Raw genomic sequence first — 16,987 nt, forward strand, 5'->3', positions numbered from 1 at the left:
TTCAGCCCTCCTGAAGGGTGGTCAGGCCGTGCTCGATGAAGACGGGGACGAGGTCGCCGATGCGGTCGAAGCCCGCGCCGACGGTCTGCCCGAGGGTCCAGCGGTAGTGGATGCCCTCCAGGATCACCGCGAGCTTGAACCAGGCGAAGGCCGTGTACCAGGCGAGGGCGGAGGTGTCGCGGCCCGAGCGGGCCGCGTAGCGCTCGACCAGCTCGGCGGCGCTCGGGTGGCCGGGGGCCGTGGCTGTGGTGGAGACGGGGGAGTCCGGCAGGCCGAGCGGCGTGCTGTACATGACGAGCAGGCCGAGGTCGGTGAGCGGGTCGCCGAGGGTGGACATCTCCCAGTCGAGGACGGCCCGGATGCGGTCGTCGCCGTCGATGAGGACGTTGTCGAGCCGGTAGTCGCCGTGGATCACGGTGGGCGGCGGCGAGGACGGCAGCGACCGGCCGAGGGCGGCGTGCAGTTCGTCGATCCCGGCCAGGTCGCGGCCGCGCGAGGCGTCGAGCTGCTTGCCCCAGCGGCGCAGCTGCCGGTCGAGGAACCCGTCGGGGCGCCCGAAGTCGCCGAGCCCCACGGCGGCCGGGTCCACGGCGTGCAGGTCGACGAGGGTGTCGACCAGGCCGAGGACGGCGGCGCGGGTGCGCTCCGGGCCGAGCGGGGCGAGCTCCCGGGCCGAGCGGTACGGCGTCCCCTCGACGAACTCCATGACGTAGAAGGGCGCCCCGAGCACGGACTCGTCCTCGCAGAGCAGCAGCGTCTCCGGGACGGGCACGTCCGTGGTGTGCAGCGCGCTGATGACGCGGTGCTCGCGCCGCATGTCGTGGGCGGTGGCGAGGACGTGGCCGAGCGGCGGCCGGCGGACGACCCAGCGGCCGGTGCCGTCGGTGACGACGTACGTCAGGTTCGACCGGCCGCCCTCGATCAGCCGGGCTTCGAGAGGGCCGGACACCAGGCCGGGGCGCTCGCGGTCGAGAAAGCGGCGCAGCCGCTCGGGGTCGAGACCTGGCGGCGGGGCGGAACTCATACGTGCGTACCTCCGGATCGACTGCGGTCGGCGTTCATGATGACCGACCAGTCGGTATGTCGTCCAGGGGGAGCGCGGAAAGCACCTCCCGCACTCTGGTCTCCGGTCGTGTCCCTGAATAGGGTTCACATATGGATGCGAAGCTGATCGTCGAGGAAGTCCGCCTGACCCCGATCCTCATCTCCGACCCGCCCCTGCTCAACGTCCAGGGGGTCCATCAGCCCTATACGCCCCGGCTCGTGGTCGAAGTGATCACCAGGGGAGGGGTGAGCGGTCTCGGCGAGACGTACGGCGACACCGTCTACCTGGACCTGGCCCGCCCGCTGGCCGACGCTCTGCCGGGCCACTCGGTCACGGACGTGAACGCGCTCTTCGCCCTGGCCGCAGCGGTCGATCCGGCGGTCCGCCGGTCGGCGGCCGTTCCTGCCAAGGGACCGGCAGCCGACCCGGCAGCCGTCGATCCGGCGGCGGCTCACCCGGCCGGGGCCGTCGACGAGCCCGACGCGGGAGTGAACGCCGGCGGACTGCGCGGAGTCCGCACCGCCGACAAGCTCCGCCTCTCCGTCGTCTCCGCATTCGAGACCGCCTGTCTCGACGCGCTCGGCAAGACCCTCGGCCTGCCCGTCCACGCCCTCCTCGGCGGCAAGGTCCGCGACACCGTCGAGTACAGCGCCTACCTCTTCTACCGGTGGGCCGCCCACCCGGGCGCGGGCACCCCGGCGGACGACTGGGGCCCGGCCCTCGACCCGGCCGGCATCGTCGCCCAGGCCCAGCGCTTCGACCGCGCCCACGGCTTCCGGTCCTTCAAGCTGAAGGGCGGCGTGTTCGAACCCGAGCGGGAGGTCGCCGCCATCCGCGCGCTCGCCGAGGCGTTCCCCGGCCGACCGCTCCGCCTCGACCCCAACGGCGCCTGGTCCGTGGAGACCTCGCTCGCCGTGGCCCGCGAACTCAAGGACGTACTGGAGTACCTGGAGGATCCCGCGAGCGGCACCGGCGCCATGGCCGAGATCGCCGCCCGCACCGACGTGCCGCTCGCCACCAACATGTGCGTGACCACCTTCGAGGAGGTCCCGGAGGCCTTCGCGAAAGGAGCGGTACGGATCGTCCTCTGCGACCACCACTACTGGGGCGGACTGCACCGCACCCGCGAACTGGCCGCGCTCTGCCGCACGTACGGCATCGGGCTCTCCATGCACTCCAACACCCATCTGGGCATCAGCCTCGCCGCCATGACCCAGGTCGCCGCCACCCTCCCCGAGCTCCACCACGCCTGCGACACCCACTACCCGTGGCAGACCGAGGACGTCGTCACCACCCGCCCCGTCTTCCGGGACGGGCGGCTCGCCGTCTCCGACGCTCCCGGCCTCGGTGTCGACCTCGACCGGCCCGCCCTCGCCGCCCTGCACCGCCGCTGGCTCGACGACGACGGCACCCTGCGGGACCGCGACGACGCGGCGGCGATGCGCGCCGCGGCCCCGGACTGGACCCCGGGCAGGTGGTAGCCCACGGCGGAGCGGGCAGGCCCCCGCCGCCTGCCGGGCAACGCGGCGAGGTGCGGTGCCGGACGCCGCGAGCCCGGCCTGATCGACAAGACACCCCCTAGGCGTGGCAGGCCACCGGCTCCCCGCCGTTCATCGCCGCCATGTCCCCGAAGACCGCCACGGGGTCGAGCGGAGCCCCCTCCGGAAGACCCTCCAGCTCCGCGTACGCCCGGTGGAGGTTGGCCACGAGCCGCTCGCTCTCGCGCCACCCCGCGAACTCCCCGAGCTCCGCCCGCCGCGCCGTCTCCAGCGGCGTCGCTCCCCGCGCGCAGCCCTCTGCGGCCAGCTCCCGTACCCACGTCAGATACCGCTCCGTGGCGTCGTACGCCGAGGGGCCGGTCACCCGCCCGTGCCCCGGCACCACCGTCGGCGCGTCCAGCGAGCGCAGCAGGGCGAGCGCCCGGAGCGACCCGGCGAGCGAACCCATCGGCAGGAAGGGCGTCCCGCCGTGGAAGACCAGGTCGCCCGTGAAGACCACGCCCTGCTCGGGGAGGTGGACGATCGAGTCCCCTGTGGTGTGCGCCGGACCCGGGTGGATCACCCGTACCTCGATGTCCCCCACGTACAGGGTCAACCGGTCCCGGTAGGTGACCGACGGAGGCAGGATGTCGACCTTCCCGAAGTCGGTTCCGGGCCACAGGAGATGGAGCTGGTGGCCGGCCGCGAGCTGCTCGCTCCGGCAGTTCTCGTGCCCCACGATCCGCGCCTCCGGCAGGAACACCCCGTTGCCGTAGGTGTGGTCGCCGTGGTGGTGGGTGGAGACGACGGTCCCCGGCAGCGGAAGCCCCTCGGCGAGCACCGCCCGGCGCAGCAGCCGCGCCCGGCGCTCGGTGGCGGCGGTGTCGACGAGCAGTGACTCACGCGCGTCGCCGAGGAAGCCGGCGTTGTTCAGACACCAGCCGCCGTCGGGCTGGACGAAGGCGTGGACATGCGGAGCGAGCGTGACCACATAGGGATCGGTGGTGGCGGACAAAGGGATTCCCCCGGTGGAGAGTCTGACCGGACAGGGGAAGAGTGCCAGTCGGCCGAGCCCACGGGAAAGCCACGCCCGCGCCCGCGTGCCACGACCGGCCACACACCGCACCGCCCCAGCACCGTCCCGCCGGTCACGTCCACCGTCACCAGATCATCGCCGCCCCGAACACGGCGAGCGCGAGGGTGCACACCGCCGCGAGCAGCGCGCCCCGGTGGGAGAGGGGAGCTGGTCTGACCGCGCTCAGGGTCCGGATCCGGCGGTGGGCGACGGCCAGGAACCCGATCCACACCAGGGCGGACAGCGCGAGCCCGGTGAGTCCCACCGCCGTGATGTCGTCGTGGAGGGCCACCTTGACGGCGAGCACCGCGACCACCGTGCACGACAGGGTCGTACGCCGCCAGGCGAGCCGCGTCCGCTCCGGCTGGAGCCCGGGATCGCGAGCCTCGACCACCGGCGTCGTCACCGCTCCGCCCAGCCGAAGAGCACGACGACCACCATCGTCAGCGCCACCACCGCCACGGCGAGGCTCAGGACCGCAGGGAACCGGGACCCGGGCAGGTCCTCGCCGCGCCGCATCGCCCGCTCGCAGCGCACCCAGTGGTTCACCGCGCGCAGGGCGCACAGCACCCCGGCCGCGAGGAGGGCGAGCGCGAGCCCGACCCGGACGCCCCAGCGCAGGTCCGGCAGGAACTGGTCCACGGCGAACCCGCCGCCGACCAGCGCCAGCGCGGTCCGGATCCAGGCGAGGAAGGTCCGCTCGTTGGCGAGGGAGAAACGGTAGTCGGGGGTCTCTCCCTCGTCCCGGATCCGCTGCGGTGCGAACCACAGCCGCAGGCTCTGTACGAAGTTGCTCACCCCTGCACCCTAGGGGCAGGGCCGCCCGTCTCGCGGGCCTTCAGCAGCTCGTACGCGGCAAGGCCGTCCGGCACCCACTCCCAGGTGAGCAGTCGACCGGCGAGCTCCTCCTCCGTGAGGAAGGCGTGCCAGGCGACCTCCTCGGCCTGCGGGGCCACGGGCAGCTCGCACCGCACCTCGTACACCGCCGACCACCACTTCCCCGCCACGCCCCCGGAGTCGTACAGGAAACGCAGCACCGGTTCGGGGCGGGGGAGCCCGGAGACGCCCAGCTCCTCCTCGGCCTCGCGCAGAGCCGCCTCCTCGTAGGACTCGCCCGCGCCGACTACGCCGCCGACGAACATGTCGTACATCGAGGGGAAGACCAGCTTCGTCGGCGTCCTGCGGTGGACGAAGACCCGGCCCTCGGCGTCCCGGACGCGGATGAAGACGCAGCGATGGATCAGACCCCGCGCGTACACCTCGCCGCGCGGGGCCTGTCCGATCACCCGGTCGTGCTCGTCGACGACGTCAAGGATCTCTTCGGCGCTCATGCCGTCATCCAACCAAACGGCCCGGCGACCGGACGCACCCGCGGGCTCACTGCCCCATGACGTACTTGACCGTCGGGCCGGTGGTCCAGCCGCCGTCGACCGCGAGCTCCGCGCCGGTCACGTACGAGGCGGCGTCCGACAGCAGGAAGACGACGGCGCCGGCGATCTCGTCGGCCTCGCCGACGCGGCCCATCGGCGTGTTCGGGTACTTCCCCTCGCCGCGCTCGATGCCGACGGACGCCGTCATCGGGGTGTACGTCATGCCCGGGTGGACGGAGTTGACGCGGATCCCCGCCGTGCCGAGCTCGACCGCACCGATCTTCGTGAGACCGCGCACACCCCACTTGGAGGCGCCGTATCCGGCGGTCAGGGCGAGGCCCATCAGGCCCGCGGCCGAGGAGATGTTGACGATCGAGCCGCCGCCGGCCTCCTTCATCGCCGGGATCGCGGCCTTCATGCCGATGAAGACACCGGTCAGATTGATGTCGAGGACCTTGCGGAAGTGCTCGACGGACTCGGCCTCCAGGAAGGCGCCGGTGGAGATGCCCGCGTTGTTGACCAGACCCTGCAGCCCGCCGAACTCCGCCACCGCGTACGCGACGGCCGCCGCCCACTCTTCCTCGGAGGTCACGTCGTGGTGGAGGAAGCGGGCCCGCTCGCCGAGCGCGTCGGCGGTCGCCCTGCCGTCCTCGTCGAGGACGTCGGTGAGGACGACGTTCGCGCCGGCGGCCACCGCCTGCCGGGCGGCTTCGGCGCCCAGGCCACGGGCGCCGCCGGTGATGAGGACGGTCCTGCCGGTGAGGTCGTTCATGAAGGGTCCCTTCGCTGGTGCGCCTGCTCCGGCTGCGCGGCGCGCAGCAGGGCGGTGGTGGTCTCGACGAGATCGGCGAGGAAGAGCGCCTCTCCGGTGAGCGGTTCGGTGCCGTCGAGGTACTGCCGGGCCCGGTCCGCCATCGCCGCGCCGACCAGGGTGAGTGCCAGGTCGAGGCGTTCCAGGAGCAGGGGCTCGGGCAGTCCGCCGGCGGCCAGGCGGTCCGCGATCCGCTCGATCAGCCGCCAGTAGCCGGTGCCGGCGAGCGCGGGATGCGGGGTCCGGGTGCGTACGCCGCTCTCGTGGCTGAGCTGCGCGGAGATCCGCAGGCAGCGACGGCCCCGGTCGGTGCGCAGCTCGCTCGCCTCGGCCGTGACGAGGGCCGCGACCAGGGCGCGCAGCTCGTCGGGGGCGGCCGCGAGCAGCGGGGCGAGCGCTCTCTCGGTCCTCGCCTGGCGGCCGGCCATCACCGCGTCGAGCAGTCCGTCGCGCGAACCGAAGTGGTACTGCACGGCGGAGGGATTGGCCTGGCCGGCACGGGCCACGACGTCCCGCAGCTGGGCGCCGTGGACGCCGTGGGCGGCGAAGAGCTCCTCCGCCGAGCGGATCAGTTTCTCCCGGGTCTCAGGACCCGATGTTCTCGCCATGCGCCCATATTAATGCTCGACATTAGAAGACGGGAGGGGCGGGAGACCGGAGAAACGGTTGACTGGATACATCCGTGTATCCAAGATGCGGTCCATGTCCTACGACGCTGATGTGATCGTGATCGGGGCCGGCCTCGCCGGCCTCGTCGCCACCGCCGAGCTGGTCGACGCCGGCCGCACCGTGATCCTCCTCGACCAGGAACCCGAGCAGTCCCTCGGCGGCCAGGCCCACTGGTCCTTCGGCGGCCTGTTCCTCGTCGACTCGCCCGAACAGCGCAGGATGCGCGTCAAGGACAGCCACGCCCTCGCCCTCCAGGACTGGTACGGCACCGCCGGCTTCGACCGGACCGAGGACCACTGGCCCAGGAAGTGGGCCGAGGCGTACGTCGACTTCGCCGCCGGCGAGAAGCGCTCCTGGCTCCACGCGCGCGGGGTGCGCTTCTTCCCCGTCGTCGGCTGGGCCGAGCGCGGCGGCTACGACGCCAACGGACACGGCAACTCCGTCCCCCGCTTCCACATCACCTGGGGTACGGGCCCCGGCCTCGTCGCCCCCTTCGAACGCAAGGTCCGCGAGGGCGTCGCCCGCGGCCTCGTCCAGCTCCGCTTCCGCCATCGGGTCACCGCCCTCGGCCGCACCGCGGGAGCCGTCGACACCGTCACCGGCGAGATCCTGGAACCCTCACCCGCCGCCCGCGGCACCGCCAGTACCCGCACACCCACGGGCGCCTTCGCGCTGCGCGCCCAGGCCGTGATCGTCACCTCCGGCGGCATCGGCGGCAACCACGACCTGGTCCGCGCGCAGTGGCCCGAGCGCCTCGGCACCCCGCCCGCGAGGATGCTCTCCGGAGTGCCCGCGCACGTCGACGGACTGATGCTCGGCGTCGCCGAGAAGGCCGGCGCCCGCCACATCAACCGCGACCGGATGTGGCACTACACCGAAGGCATCGAGAACTGGAACCCCATCTGGGCCCGGCACGGCATCCGCATCCTGCCCGGCCCGTCCAGCCTCTGGCTGGACGCGACCGGCAAGCGGCTGCCCGTCCCCCTCTTCCCCGGCTTCGACACCCTGGGCACCCTCGAACACATCATGCGGACCGGCCACGACCACACCTGGTTCGTCCTCGACAAGCGGATCATCGGCAAGGAGTTCGCCCTCTCCGGCTCCGAACAGAACCCCGACCTCACCGGCAAGTCCGTCCGCGACGTCCTCGGCCGCGCCCGCGCCGACGTGCCGGGCCCGGTCCAGGCGTTCATGGACAAGGGCGTCGACTTCGTCGTCGAGAACGACCTCTCCGCCCTCGTCCGCGGCATGAACGCACTCACCGACGAGCCGCTGATCGACGAGGCCGCCCTGCGCCGCGAGATCACCGCCCGCGACCGCGAGATCGCCAACCCCTTCACCAAGGACCTTCAGGTCACGGCGATCCGAGGCGCCCGCAGATACCTGGGCGACAAGCTCATCCGCACGGCGAGCCCCCACCGCATCCTCGACCCCGAGGCGGGCCCGCTGATCGCCGTACGCCTCAACATCCTCACCCGCAAGTCCCTCGGCGGCCTGGAGACCGACCTCGACTCCCGCGTCCTGACCGAGGGCGGCGAGCCCCTGGAGGGCGTCTACGCGGCCGGCGAGGCGGCCGGCTTCGGCGGCGGCGGCGTCCACGGCTACCGCTCCCTCGAAGGCACCTTCCTCGGCGGCTGCATCTTCTCGGGCCGCGCGGCGGGCCGGGCCGCGGCGAAGCAGGTCGGCTGACGCGGAGGCGACGACGGGGAGACGGCGAGCCCGCGACAGGGGCAAGATGACGGGGTGACAAAACGCTTACTGCTCACCGTCATCGGTGTGGTTCTGTCCCTGGGCGGCCTGGCCGGCTTCCTCGTCCTCCAAGGCCTGGACGAGGCCGACAAGTGGAGCAGCGTCCTCAGCCTCTTCTTCACGGTGGCGGGCTTCGCCCTCGCTCTCGCGGGCTTCGTCACGCGGGGCTCCACCCAGTCGGCGGACCACGCCGTGACAGGCGGCTCCCTGCATCAGATCCGCAACGTCACGGGTGACGTGGTCATCGCCGGCGCGGGCGGCACGGGCGGCACACCTTCCACCGCCCCGCCGGCGGAGGGCCCGGGCGGCGGAACGCAGTCGGCCCACGGGGTCCGTACGGCGGGGGACGTGCACCAGATCGACGGGGTGGACGGTTCGGTACGCATCGAGCCGCCGAGGCCCACGCCGTGAGGCGTTTCCTCAGCCGCTGGAAGAGATCCCCGTCGACGACCCAGTCGGCAGCGGGAGCCACGACCCAGGGCCCGATCACCCTCATCCAGGGCGTCCGGGGAGACGTCACGGTCGTCGCCGCGCCCCAGCCGACTCCGGCGGGAGCACCCGAGATCGAGACGGCCCGCGCGCGGTACGCCATCCGGCTGCGCCAGCGCTACGGCCGCCTGGACCTCGAAGTCCTCACCCCTCTCCGGGAACAGGGCGAGGACCCGGTCGTCCACCTCGGCGACGTCTTCGTCCCCCAGTCCGTACGTGCCGACCCGCCGCCCGTCGAACTGCCCCAGGAACTCCTGCGCCGCCTGATGGAGCCGGCCGAGGCGGAGCTCCTGGACCTGCCGCCCGGCATCGACCGGAAGACGGTCGAACGCGTCCGCCGCGCCTACCAGGAGCGTCCGCCCCAGGACGTTCTCGACGTCCTGGCCGCGCCCGAGCACGACCGCGTCGTCATCCTCGGCCACCCCGGGTCGGGCAAGTCCACCCTGGCCCGCTACCTGACGCTGGCCCTCACGGCCCCGGAACCGCGACCGGGACTCGAGGCACTGCACGGCAGGCTTCCGCTGATCGTCGAACTCCGCAGCTACGCGCAGGCCGCCTGGCGGGAGCGCGGCTTCGAGGACTTCCTCGCCCACCAGTACGCTACGGAGGGTCTGGGCCTCCCGCCCGACATGCTGACGGCCTTCCTCGACGGCAGGGGCCCGTACAGCGCTCTCGTGATCTTCGACGGCCTCGACGAGCTCTTCGAGAGGGACGTCAGGGACGCGGTCGCCCGCCGCATAGCCGGCTTCGCCGCCCGCCACCCGCAGGCCCGGATCGTCGTCACCTCACGCGGGTACGGCTACCAGCGCACGGTCCTCGACGGCGCGGGATTCACCAACTTCATGCTCCAGGACCTCGACCGGGAACAGATCGGTGCCTTCGTGGAGCGGTGGTTCGCCGTCGCGTGCCATGACGGCCCCGGTGTGCCGAGGCTGATCGAACGAGTGACATCGGCCGTGGACAGCTCGTCCTCCGTCCGGGAGCTCGCGGGCAACCCGCTCATCCTCACGATCCTCGCCATCATCGGCCGGCGCCGCGAACTCCCGCGCGACCGGCGCACGGTGTACGAACACGCCGTCGACGTCCTCGTCGAGCACTGGGACCCGAGCAAGTACCTCAAGGACCGTCAGGTCGAGGAACACCTCCCCTACCTGGCCGCCGAGGACAAACGTGAACTCCTGAGGCTCATCGCCCGCCAGATGCAGGAGGGCCACGGAGGCATCTCCGGCAACCACATCGCGGGCCCCGATCTCCTGAAGAGCTTCGAGGAGTACCTGAAGGACCGCTACGCGCTGCCTCCGGACCGTGCGGCCACCGCGGCCCGGGTGATGCTGGACCAGTTCCGCCACCGCAACTTCATCCTCAGCCGCTTCGGCGGCGAGATCTACGGCTTCGTCCACCGCACGTTCCTGGAGTACCTCACGGCGACGGACCTGGCCCACCGCTTCAACTACCGGCGCGAGATCTCGGAGGCGGACCTCCAGGACCTCTTCGCGACGAAGGTCCACGACCCTGCCTGGCACGAGGTCCTGCTCCTGCTCGTGGGCCTGTTGCACGAGCGCTTCGTGGCGGGTGTGATCGACCGGCTCCTGGCACCGCGCGACGTCCGTGTGCCGCTCCAGCAACGAGGCGACAAGGCATTCACCGAGGTCGCGTTCGTGGCCCGCTCCCTGGCCGAGGTCCGCCGGCTCGGTGCGCTCGCCCCGCAGAGCGTGGCGATGGTGCGGGAGGTGATCCGGCTGCTCACCCTCTCCGACGCGCTGGGAGTGAGCTCGTTCAACCCCTGGCAGAACGTCGCTTCTCTGGGGCCGTCCTTCGCCGCCCTGGGGCCGCACTGGGAGGGCCGGGACGTGTACCTCTCGTGGCAGGCGGCACGGCACGACAGTGCGGGGACCCGGCGTCTCCGGTATCTGCCGGCCAACAGCGCGGAACACCTCATGGTGGACATCACGCTGTTCCTGCGCGGCGGCGAGGAGACGTCCCGAACCGAAGAGCTCGTGTCCCTCGCGACCAGGAGTGCGAGCCCGGTGGTGAGGATCGCCGCCGTACGCCATCTCCTGAGCCGTCTCGGCGACGACCCCGCCGTGTGGGACTGCGTGCGGCGGCGCCTGCGGGAGGAGGAGAACCACACCGTGCGGGTGGAGATCCTGGAGCACATGAGGAACGTCCGCCACGGCGACGCCGAGACGAGGACCTTCCTCGCCCTGGACCGACTCGCCCATGACGACAGCGCGGACGTCCGCTGCGCCGCCGTCGACTCGCTTCCCCACCAGCGCCTGGACGTCCACGACGTCAGGGCCGGGCTCGACTCCGCCCTGCGGGACCCGGACCCAGGTGTCCGGTACCGGGCGGTCCACTGGCTCGTAGGGAACAAGGAGGACCCGGCCGAAGCCGCGGCGGCCCTGCGGACGGCTCTGGCGGACGCGGATCCCGGAACCCGGGCAGCGGCACTGGACGCCGTGGACGAGGTCGGGGGGCGCGATCCCGGCGTGCGCGGCCTGCTCTTCGACAGTGTGTGGAACGAGGAGATCCCTCACGTGACGGCGGCCGGTGTCAGGGCCCTGCGACACGTCAGGGCGGACGATCCGACCGTGCGCACGCTGCTCCACGAGCTTTGCGGACACAAGGAGTCCGAGGTGCGTACGGCTGCGATGGGATGTCTCGCGGACCGTGGGGACACGGGCGGGGAGTCGTTCGACCTCATCGTCGAGCGGATGCGGAACGACGAGGTCGAGGGCGTCCGAGCCGCTGCCGTGGGGGCCCTGGGGCGGCGGCTGAGGTTCGGTGAGCCGGCCCTGCGCGACCTGCTGCTTGAGCGTGCCGGACGCGACCCGAGCGGCGATGTCCAGCTCCGCGCCCTCCGGTACCTTTCCGAGATCGCGGACGGCGAGGCATGCGACGCTCTTCGGCACCGGGCCGAACACGACGCCGACGACCTCGTCAGATGGACGGCGTGCCACCTGCTGCTGGCCGGATACGGCGACGATCCGGTAGCCGTCCGGCAGGTTCTCGCAAGGGCCGCCGAGGACGACTACGTGACGGTGCGGGCGGGCGCCCTGCGCGAACTCGGCAGGCGGCGCGGCGACAGGACCGAGGTGCTGGACCTCGCCCGGGACCGCCTGGCACACGACCCGGATCCGGATGTCAGACGCGACGCCCTGCGTATCCTCGCCGACGTCCGACGCGACGACCCGGAGTTCCTCGCCCTGCTCAGGCGCGAGGCCGGGACGGCGACGGCCGATGTCCGCGTGTTCGCCGAGCGACTCCTCGCCGTCCTCGACCCTCAGCCCTCCTGAAGCGTCTCCACCACCCGGAACCGCTCCACCACCACCATCGTCGCGTCGTCCACCACGAACCCCGGGTCCCCGAGCGCCTCCCGCATCTCCGCACCGTGCCAGAAGCGCTCGTGGGCCTCCCGCCACTGTGCGACCGACAGGAAGCCCTCGCCCTCGTCGCGCGCGAGCCGGAGGTCCGCCTCGCCCAGGGGCAGCACGCGGACCTCCGTGACCTCCACGACCGCGACCTCACGTCCGTCCGAGTCGATGAGCGCCGAGCGCTCGCCCGCCTCCGGCAGTTCCTCGTTCTCGATCTCGTACTCCACGAGGAGCCCGGTCGTGGCGGTCTTCTCGCCGGAGAGGACGGCGGCGACGAGCCGGTCGCGGAGCGGGCCGGGAAAGGCGAGGAGGAACGGCTTGAGCGCGTGAGGGCCGGTCATGGCCGACAGTCTGTCAGCCACGACCGGCCCTCACGCCCGGTTTCGCCCAGCCCTCGGGGAAGGGGCTACAGCACCAGCGACAGCAGCAGCACGAACACGATGCCCACGACCGAGATGATCGTCTCCATCACCGACCAGGTCTTGATCGTCTGGCCGACGTTCATCCCGAAGTACTCCTTCACCAGCCAGAACCCCGCGTCGTTGACATGGCTGAAGAAGAGCGAACCCGCACCGATGGCGAGTACCAGCAGTGCCGTCTCGCTCGTCGACATGCCCGCGGCCAGCGGAGCGACAAGGCCGGCGGCCGAGATGGTCGCCACCGTCGCGGAGCCCGTCGCGAGCCGGATCGCGACCGCGATCAGCCAGGCGAGCAGCAGCGCCGGGATGGACCAGTTCTTGGAGAAGTCCAGGATCATCTGGCCGACGCCGATGTCGATCAGGGTCTGCTTGAAGCCGCCGCCCGCGCCGACGATCAGCAGGACGCCCGCGATCGGGGCGAGGGACTTCTCGACGGTCGAGGACAGCCGCTCCTTGGTGAAGCCGGCCGCCCGGCCCAGGGTGAAGAGGGCCACTATGACGGCGGCGAGCAGCGCGATCAGCGGCGAGCCGATGACGTCGGTGACCTTCTGCACGCCGTTCTCGGGGTCGTCGACGACGATGTCGACGAGCGCCTTGACCAGCATCAGGACGACGGGCAGCAGCACGGTCACGACGGTGACGCCGAAGCCGGGGCGCTTCTCCAGGTCCTCGGAGGGACGGGCCGGGATCATGTGCTCGGGGGCCGGGATGTCCACCCAGCGGGCGGCGTACCGGGAGAAGACCGGGCCGGCGATGATCACGGTCGGGATCGCGACGACCAGGCCGAGGGCGAGGGTGACGCCCAGGTTGGCGCCGACGGCGTCGATCGCGACGAGCGGGCCGGGGTGCGGCGGGATGAGCCCGTGCATCACCGACAGGCCGGCCAGGGCCGGGATGCCGATCCGCATCAGGGAGTAGTTGCCGCGCTTGGCGACCATGAGGACCACCGGGATCAGCAGCACGATGCCGACCTCGAAGAAGAGCGGCAGGCCGATCACGGAGGCGATGAGGACCATCGCCCAGGGCATGGCCTTGCCGCTGGCCCTGGCCAGGATCGTGTCGACGATCTGGTCGGCGCCGCCCGAGTCGGCGAGCAGCTTGCCGAGGATGGCGCCGAGCGCGATCAGGACGCCCACGCCGGCGACGGTGCTGCCGAGGCCGGTGGTGAAGGACTTGATGGCGTCCGCGAGCGGTGCCCCGGCGAACGCGCCGAGGGCGAGCGACCCGATGGTCAGCGCCAGGAACGCGTGCAGCTTGAACTTGGTGATGAGCAGGACGATGACGGCGATGCCGGCGAGCACGGCGATCCCGAGCTGGGCGTTGCCTGCCGAGGTGATCGGCTCGGCGGCGTCCGCTGCCAGGATCTCGACGCTGAGACTGGTCACGGTGGGTTCCTCTGCGGTCAGTGGGTGAGCCGGCGCAGCGCGGCGACGGCCCTGGCGGTGATTTCTTCCGGCGTGCCGGAGACGTCGACGGCGACGCCGGCCTCGTCGTCCTGCAGCGGCTGCAGGGTGGCGAACTGGGAGTCGAGAAGCGCCGTGGGCATGAAGTGGCCCGTGCGGGAGCCCATGCGCCGCTCGATGAGCTCCCGGTCGCCCGTCAGATGGAGGAAGACCACGCCGGGGGCCGCGGCGCGCAACCGGTCCCGGTAGCTCCGCTTCAGCGCCGAGCTGCTCACCACGCCGCCGCGCCCGGCCCGCTCGTGTGCCCAGGCACCGATGGCGTCGAGCCAGGGCTCCCGGTCGGTGTCGTCCAGGGGGGTGCCGGCGGACATCTTGGCCACGTTCGCCGCCGGGTGGAAGTCGTCGCCCTCCGCGTAGGGGAGGCCCAGCGCTTCGGCGACCAGCGGGCCGATCGTCGTCTTGCCGGTCCCGGCGACGCCCATCACGACGACTACCTGCGGGTGGGGGGTGGTGCTCATGGTGGTGCCTCGCTGTCTTCTTCGACATCGATCCGTCGCGCTCATGAAACCCATTGGGTACGACGTATTCAAGAGGCTGTGACATAAAAGTAGTACTTTTAATTCCCGATGTGATCACCGAGCCGGGCCCGCATAGGCTTGCCACCATGACGACACCGGCCCAGGGACTCCACTCCCACGTCCTCGCCACCCTGGGCCTCGCGATCACCGCGGGGGAGTACCCGCCCGGCACCGTGCTGCGCACAGACGAGCTGGCCCAGCGCTTCGACGTCTCCCGGACCGTAATCCGCGAGGTCGTCCGGGTCCTCGAGTCCATGCACCTCGTCGAGTCCCGCCGCCGCGTCGGCGTGACCGTCCTCCCCACGGCGAGCTGGAACGTGTACGACCCCCAGGTCATCCGCTGGCGCCTGGCCGGCGCAGACCGCCCCCGCCAGCTCCGCTCGCTGACCGTGCTCCGCTCGGCCGTCGAACCGGTCGCCGCGGGCCTGGCCGCCGTGAACGCCACCCCCGAGCAGTGCCGGCAGCTCACCGAGCAGGCCCTCGGCATGGTCGCCACCTCGCGCGGCCGGCGCCTGGAGGAGTACCTCGTCCACGACATCGCCTTCCACCGGGTCGTGCTCAACGCCTCGGGCAACGAGATGTTCGCCCGCCTCGGCGACGTCGTCGCCGAGGTCCTCACCGGTCGCACCCATCACCACGTCATGTTCGAGGACCCCGACCCGGCCGCTGTCACCCTCCACGTCCAGGTCGCCGAGGCCGTTCGGGAGCGGGACGCGGCCCGCGCCGAGGAGCTGACCCGCCAGATCGCGGTCGGCGCCCTCCAGGAACTGGACGTCCTCGCTCCGTAAGACCCCCGTCGCGACGCCGTAAGAGGCCCGTAAAGCTCTGAACTAGCTCAAATATGGGCGTTCAGTGACATGCGCCACAGTCAGGTGGTGCCCCTTGCCGTGAGGATGTCCGCTGGCCGTGCCGGGAGACCCCCACGAGGCACGGCCGGGTACCGCTCTGCCCCCCTCACGAAGGCGAACAACTCCATGAGTGACCGCGTCACCGCGGCCGACCCGCTGTCCGCCGCACCGGCGAACCCGGCCGCCCCCCACGTCGACGCCGGCGACGCCGGATACCGCAAGGACCTCAAGTCCCGGCACATCAACATGATCGCCATCGGCGGCGCCATCGGCACCGGCCTCTTCCTGGGCGCCGGCGGCCGGATGTCCCAGGCGGGACCCTCCCTCTTCATCGCCTACGCCGTCTGCGGCGTCTTCGCCTTCTTCGTGGTGCGCGCCCTCGGCGAGCTGGTGCTCTACCGCCCCTCCTCCGGTGCCTTCGTCTCCTACGCCCGTGAGTTCATGGGCGAGAAGGGCGCCTACACGGCCGGCTGGCTGTACTTCCTCAACTGGTCGACCACCGCCGTCGCCGACATCACCGCGGCCGCCACCTACGCCCACTTCTGGGCGATGTTCAGCGACGTCCCGCAGTGGATCCTCGCCCTGATCGCCCTCGCGGTCGTCCTCGCCGCCAACCTCATCTCCGTGAAGTACTTCGGCGAGATGGAGTTCTGGTTCGCGATCATCAAGGTCGGCGCCCTCGTCGCCTTCATGCTCATCGGCATCTTCCTCATCGTGACCTCGCACGACATCGGCGGTCACACCCCGGGCATGGCCACCATCACCGACAACGGCGGCATCTTCCCCAGCGGCGTCATGCCGATGCTGCTGCTCATCCAGGGCGTCGTCTTCGCCTACGCCTCCGTCGAGCTCTGCGGCGTCGCCGCCGGTGAGACCGAGAACCCCGAGAAGATCATGCCGAAGGCGATCAACTCGATCATGTGGCGCGTCGGCCTCTTCTACGTCGGCTCGGTGATCCTGCTCGCCCTGCTCCTGCCGTACACGGCCTACTCGGGCGACCAGAGCCCCTTCGTCACCGTCTTCGACAAGCTGGGCATCCCCGGCGCCGCCGGCGTGATGAACCTCGTGGTCCTCACCGCGGCCCTCTCCAGCCTCAACTCGGGCCTGTACTCCACCGGCCGCATCCTGCGTTCCATGTCGCTGGCCGGCTCCGCGCCCAAGTTCACCGGCGTCATGAACAAGGGCGGCGTGCCCTACGGCGGCATCATGCTCACCGCCGGCTTCGGCGTCCTCGGCGTGGGCCTCAACTACGTCATGCCCGACGACGCCTTCGAGCTGGTCCTGAACTTCGCCTCCATCGGCATCATCGGGACCTGGGCCATGATCATGGTCTGCTCGCTCCTCTTCTGGCGCCGCGCCCAGGAGGGCAGGGTCACCCGCCCCGGCTACAACCTGCCCTGGGCTCCGTACACCCAGATCGTCACCCTGGGCTTCCTCGGCTCCGTCCTCGTCCTCATGTGGATGGACGGCGGCGTCGGCCGCACCACCGTCGCCTGCCTGCCGCTCATCGCGGCGGCCCTCGTCGGCGGCTGGTTCCTGGTCCGCCGCCGGGTCCGTACGACCGCCGCGTCCCACCAGGACTGACCTCCCCCCACGGGACCGGGCGAGACCCCCGCAGGCACAGCCTGCGGGGGTCTCGCCTTTTGTCAGGAGATAGTGGTACGCAGGAGCCTTACAAG

General features: G+C 71.5%; 16 protein-coding genes. 6 read left to right on the plus strand and 10 right to left on the minus strand.

Annotation, left to right across the window (positions count from 1 at the left end):
• Position 1: 1 nt before the first annotated feature.
• Positions 2 to 1,024, minus strand: coding sequence for a phosphotransferase family protein (locus ACFVYX_RS18710; RefSeq protein ID WP_389682474.1), 1,023 nt, complete (start codon positions 1,022 to 1,024; stop codon positions 2 to 4).
• 131 nt (positions 1,025 to 1,155) lie between these two features.
• Here ACFVYX_RS18710 and ACFVYX_RS18715 point away from each other — a divergent pair, with 131 nt between their 5' ends.
• Positions 1,156 to 2,526 carry an enolase C-terminal domain-like protein gene (locus ACFVYX_RS18715; protein ID WP_389682476.1) on the plus strand — a complete coding sequence of 457 codons (1,371 nt, stop codon included), beginning with the start codon at positions 1,156 to 1,158 and terminating at the stop codon, positions 2,524 to 2,526.
• A gap of 97 nt (positions 2,527 to 2,623) precedes the next feature.
• On the opposite strand, the gene ACFVYX_RS18720 is transcribed toward ACFVYX_RS18715, so the two are convergent.
• The 6 genes from ACFVYX_RS18720 to ACFVYX_RS18745 form a co-directional block, all read right to left on the minus strand.
• Positions 2,624 to 3,538 (minus strand): MBL fold metallo-hydrolase, encoded by a 915-nt coding sequence (locus ACFVYX_RS18720; protein ID WP_389682477.1) that lies wholly within the window; start codon positions 3,536 to 3,538, stop codon positions 2,624 to 2,626.
• 145 nt (positions 3,539 to 3,683) lie between these two features.
• On the minus strand, positions 3,684 to 4,004 hold the full coding sequence (locus ACFVYX_RS18725) for a DUF202 domain-containing protein (protein ID WP_389682478.1): 321 nt from the start codon (positions 4,002 to 4,004) through the stop codon (positions 3,684 to 3,686).
• Positions 4,001 to 4,396, minus strand: a complete 396-nt coding sequence (locus ACFVYX_RS18730) for a YidH family protein (RefSeq protein ID WP_389682479.1) — start codon at positions 4,394 to 4,396, stop codon at positions 4,001 to 4,003. Before ACFVYX_RS18730 ends, ACFVYX_RS18725 begins: the two co-directional genes overlap by 4 nt.
• Entirely contained in the window at positions 4,393 to 4,929 is a 537-nt protein-coding gene (locus tag ACFVYX_RS18735) for an NUDIX hydrolase (protein ID WP_389682480.1), read from the minus strand. Before ACFVYX_RS18735 ends, ACFVYX_RS18730 begins: the two co-directional genes overlap by 4 nt.
• Before the next feature lie 46 nt (positions 4,930 to 4,975).
• The gene (locus ACFVYX_RS18740) at positions 4,976 to 5,740 is read right to left on the minus strand and encodes a glucose 1-dehydrogenase (RefSeq protein ID WP_389682481.1); all 765 of its coding nucleotides are present in this window, start codon (positions 5,738 to 5,740) and stop codon (positions 4,976 to 4,978) included.
• Positions 5,737 to 6,387 (minus strand): TetR/AcrR family transcriptional regulator, encoded by a 651-nt coding sequence (locus tag ACFVYX_RS18745; protein WP_389682482.1) that lies wholly within the window; start codon positions 6,385 to 6,387, stop codon positions 5,737 to 5,739. Before ACFVYX_RS18745 ends, ACFVYX_RS18740 begins: the two co-directional genes overlap by 4 nt.
• A 94-nt stretch (positions 6,388 to 6,481) precedes the next feature.
• On the opposite strand from ACFVYX_RS18745, the gene ACFVYX_RS18750 reads away from it, so the two are divergent.
• From ACFVYX_RS18750 to ACFVYX_RS18760, 3 genes are read left to right on the plus strand one after another with little or no spacing between them, the layout of a single operon-like run.
• Entirely contained in the window at positions 6,482 to 8,137 is a 1,656-nt protein-coding gene (locus ACFVYX_RS18750; RefSeq protein WP_389682483.1) for an FAD-binding dehydrogenase, read from the plus strand.
• Between the two features lie 54 nt (positions 8,138 to 8,191).
• Positions 8,192 to 8,608 (plus strand): hypothetical protein, encoded by a 417-nt coding sequence (locus ACFVYX_RS18755; RefSeq protein WP_389682484.1) that lies wholly within the window; start codon positions 8,192 to 8,194, stop codon positions 8,606 to 8,608.
• Positions 8,605 to 11,982, plus strand: coding sequence for a HEAT repeat domain-containing protein (locus ACFVYX_RS18760; protein ID WP_389682485.1), 3,378 nt, complete (start codon positions 8,605 to 8,607; stop codon positions 11,980 to 11,982). Before ACFVYX_RS18755 ends, ACFVYX_RS18760 begins: the two co-directional genes overlap by 4 nt.
• Here ACFVYX_RS18760 and ACFVYX_RS18765 read toward each other — a convergent pair.
• The 3 genes from ACFVYX_RS18765 to ACFVYX_RS18775 form a co-directional block, all read right to left on the minus strand.
• Entirely contained in the window at positions 11,970 to 12,401 is a 432-nt protein-coding gene (locus tag ACFVYX_RS18765) for an ASCH domain-containing protein (protein WP_389682486.1), read from the minus strand. The two genes, ACFVYX_RS18760 and ACFVYX_RS18765, sit on opposite strands and share 13 nt — an antisense overlap.
• 65 nt (positions 12,402 to 12,466) lie before the next feature.
• A complete protein-coding gene (locus tag ACFVYX_RS18770; RefSeq protein WP_389682487.1) occupies positions 12,467 to 13,864 on the minus strand; it encodes a GntP family permease in 1,398 nt (465 codons plus the stop codon).
• Between the two features lie 17 nt (positions 13,865 to 13,881).
• Positions 13,882 to 14,400: a gluconokinase gene (locus ACFVYX_RS18775; RefSeq protein WP_389682488.1), complete on the minus strand. Its 519-nt coding sequence runs from the start codon at positions 14,398 to 14,400 to the stop codon at positions 13,882 to 13,884.
• A gap of 146 nt (positions 14,401 to 14,546) precedes the next feature.
• On the opposite strand from ACFVYX_RS18775, the gene ACFVYX_RS18780 reads away from it, so the two are divergent.
• Both ACFVYX_RS18780 and ACFVYX_RS18785 read left to right on the plus strand, forming a co-directional pair.
• Entirely contained in the window at positions 14,547 to 15,248 is a 702-nt protein-coding gene (locus ACFVYX_RS18780) for a FadR/GntR family transcriptional regulator (protein ID WP_389682489.1), read from the plus strand.
• 186 nt (positions 15,249 to 15,434) lie between these two features.
• Complete coding sequence (locus tag ACFVYX_RS18785) at positions 15,435 to 16,892, plus strand: amino acid permease (protein ID WP_389682490.1); 1,458 nt, start codon at positions 15,435 to 15,437, stop codon at positions 16,890 to 16,892.
• The last annotated feature ends 95 nt before the right edge of the window (positions 16,893 to 16,987 follow it).

This window comes from Streptomyces sp. NPDC058326 (genome assembly GCF_042879855.1).
GTDB lineage: Bacteria > Actinomycetota > Actinomycetes > Streptomycetales > Streptomycetaceae > Streptomyces.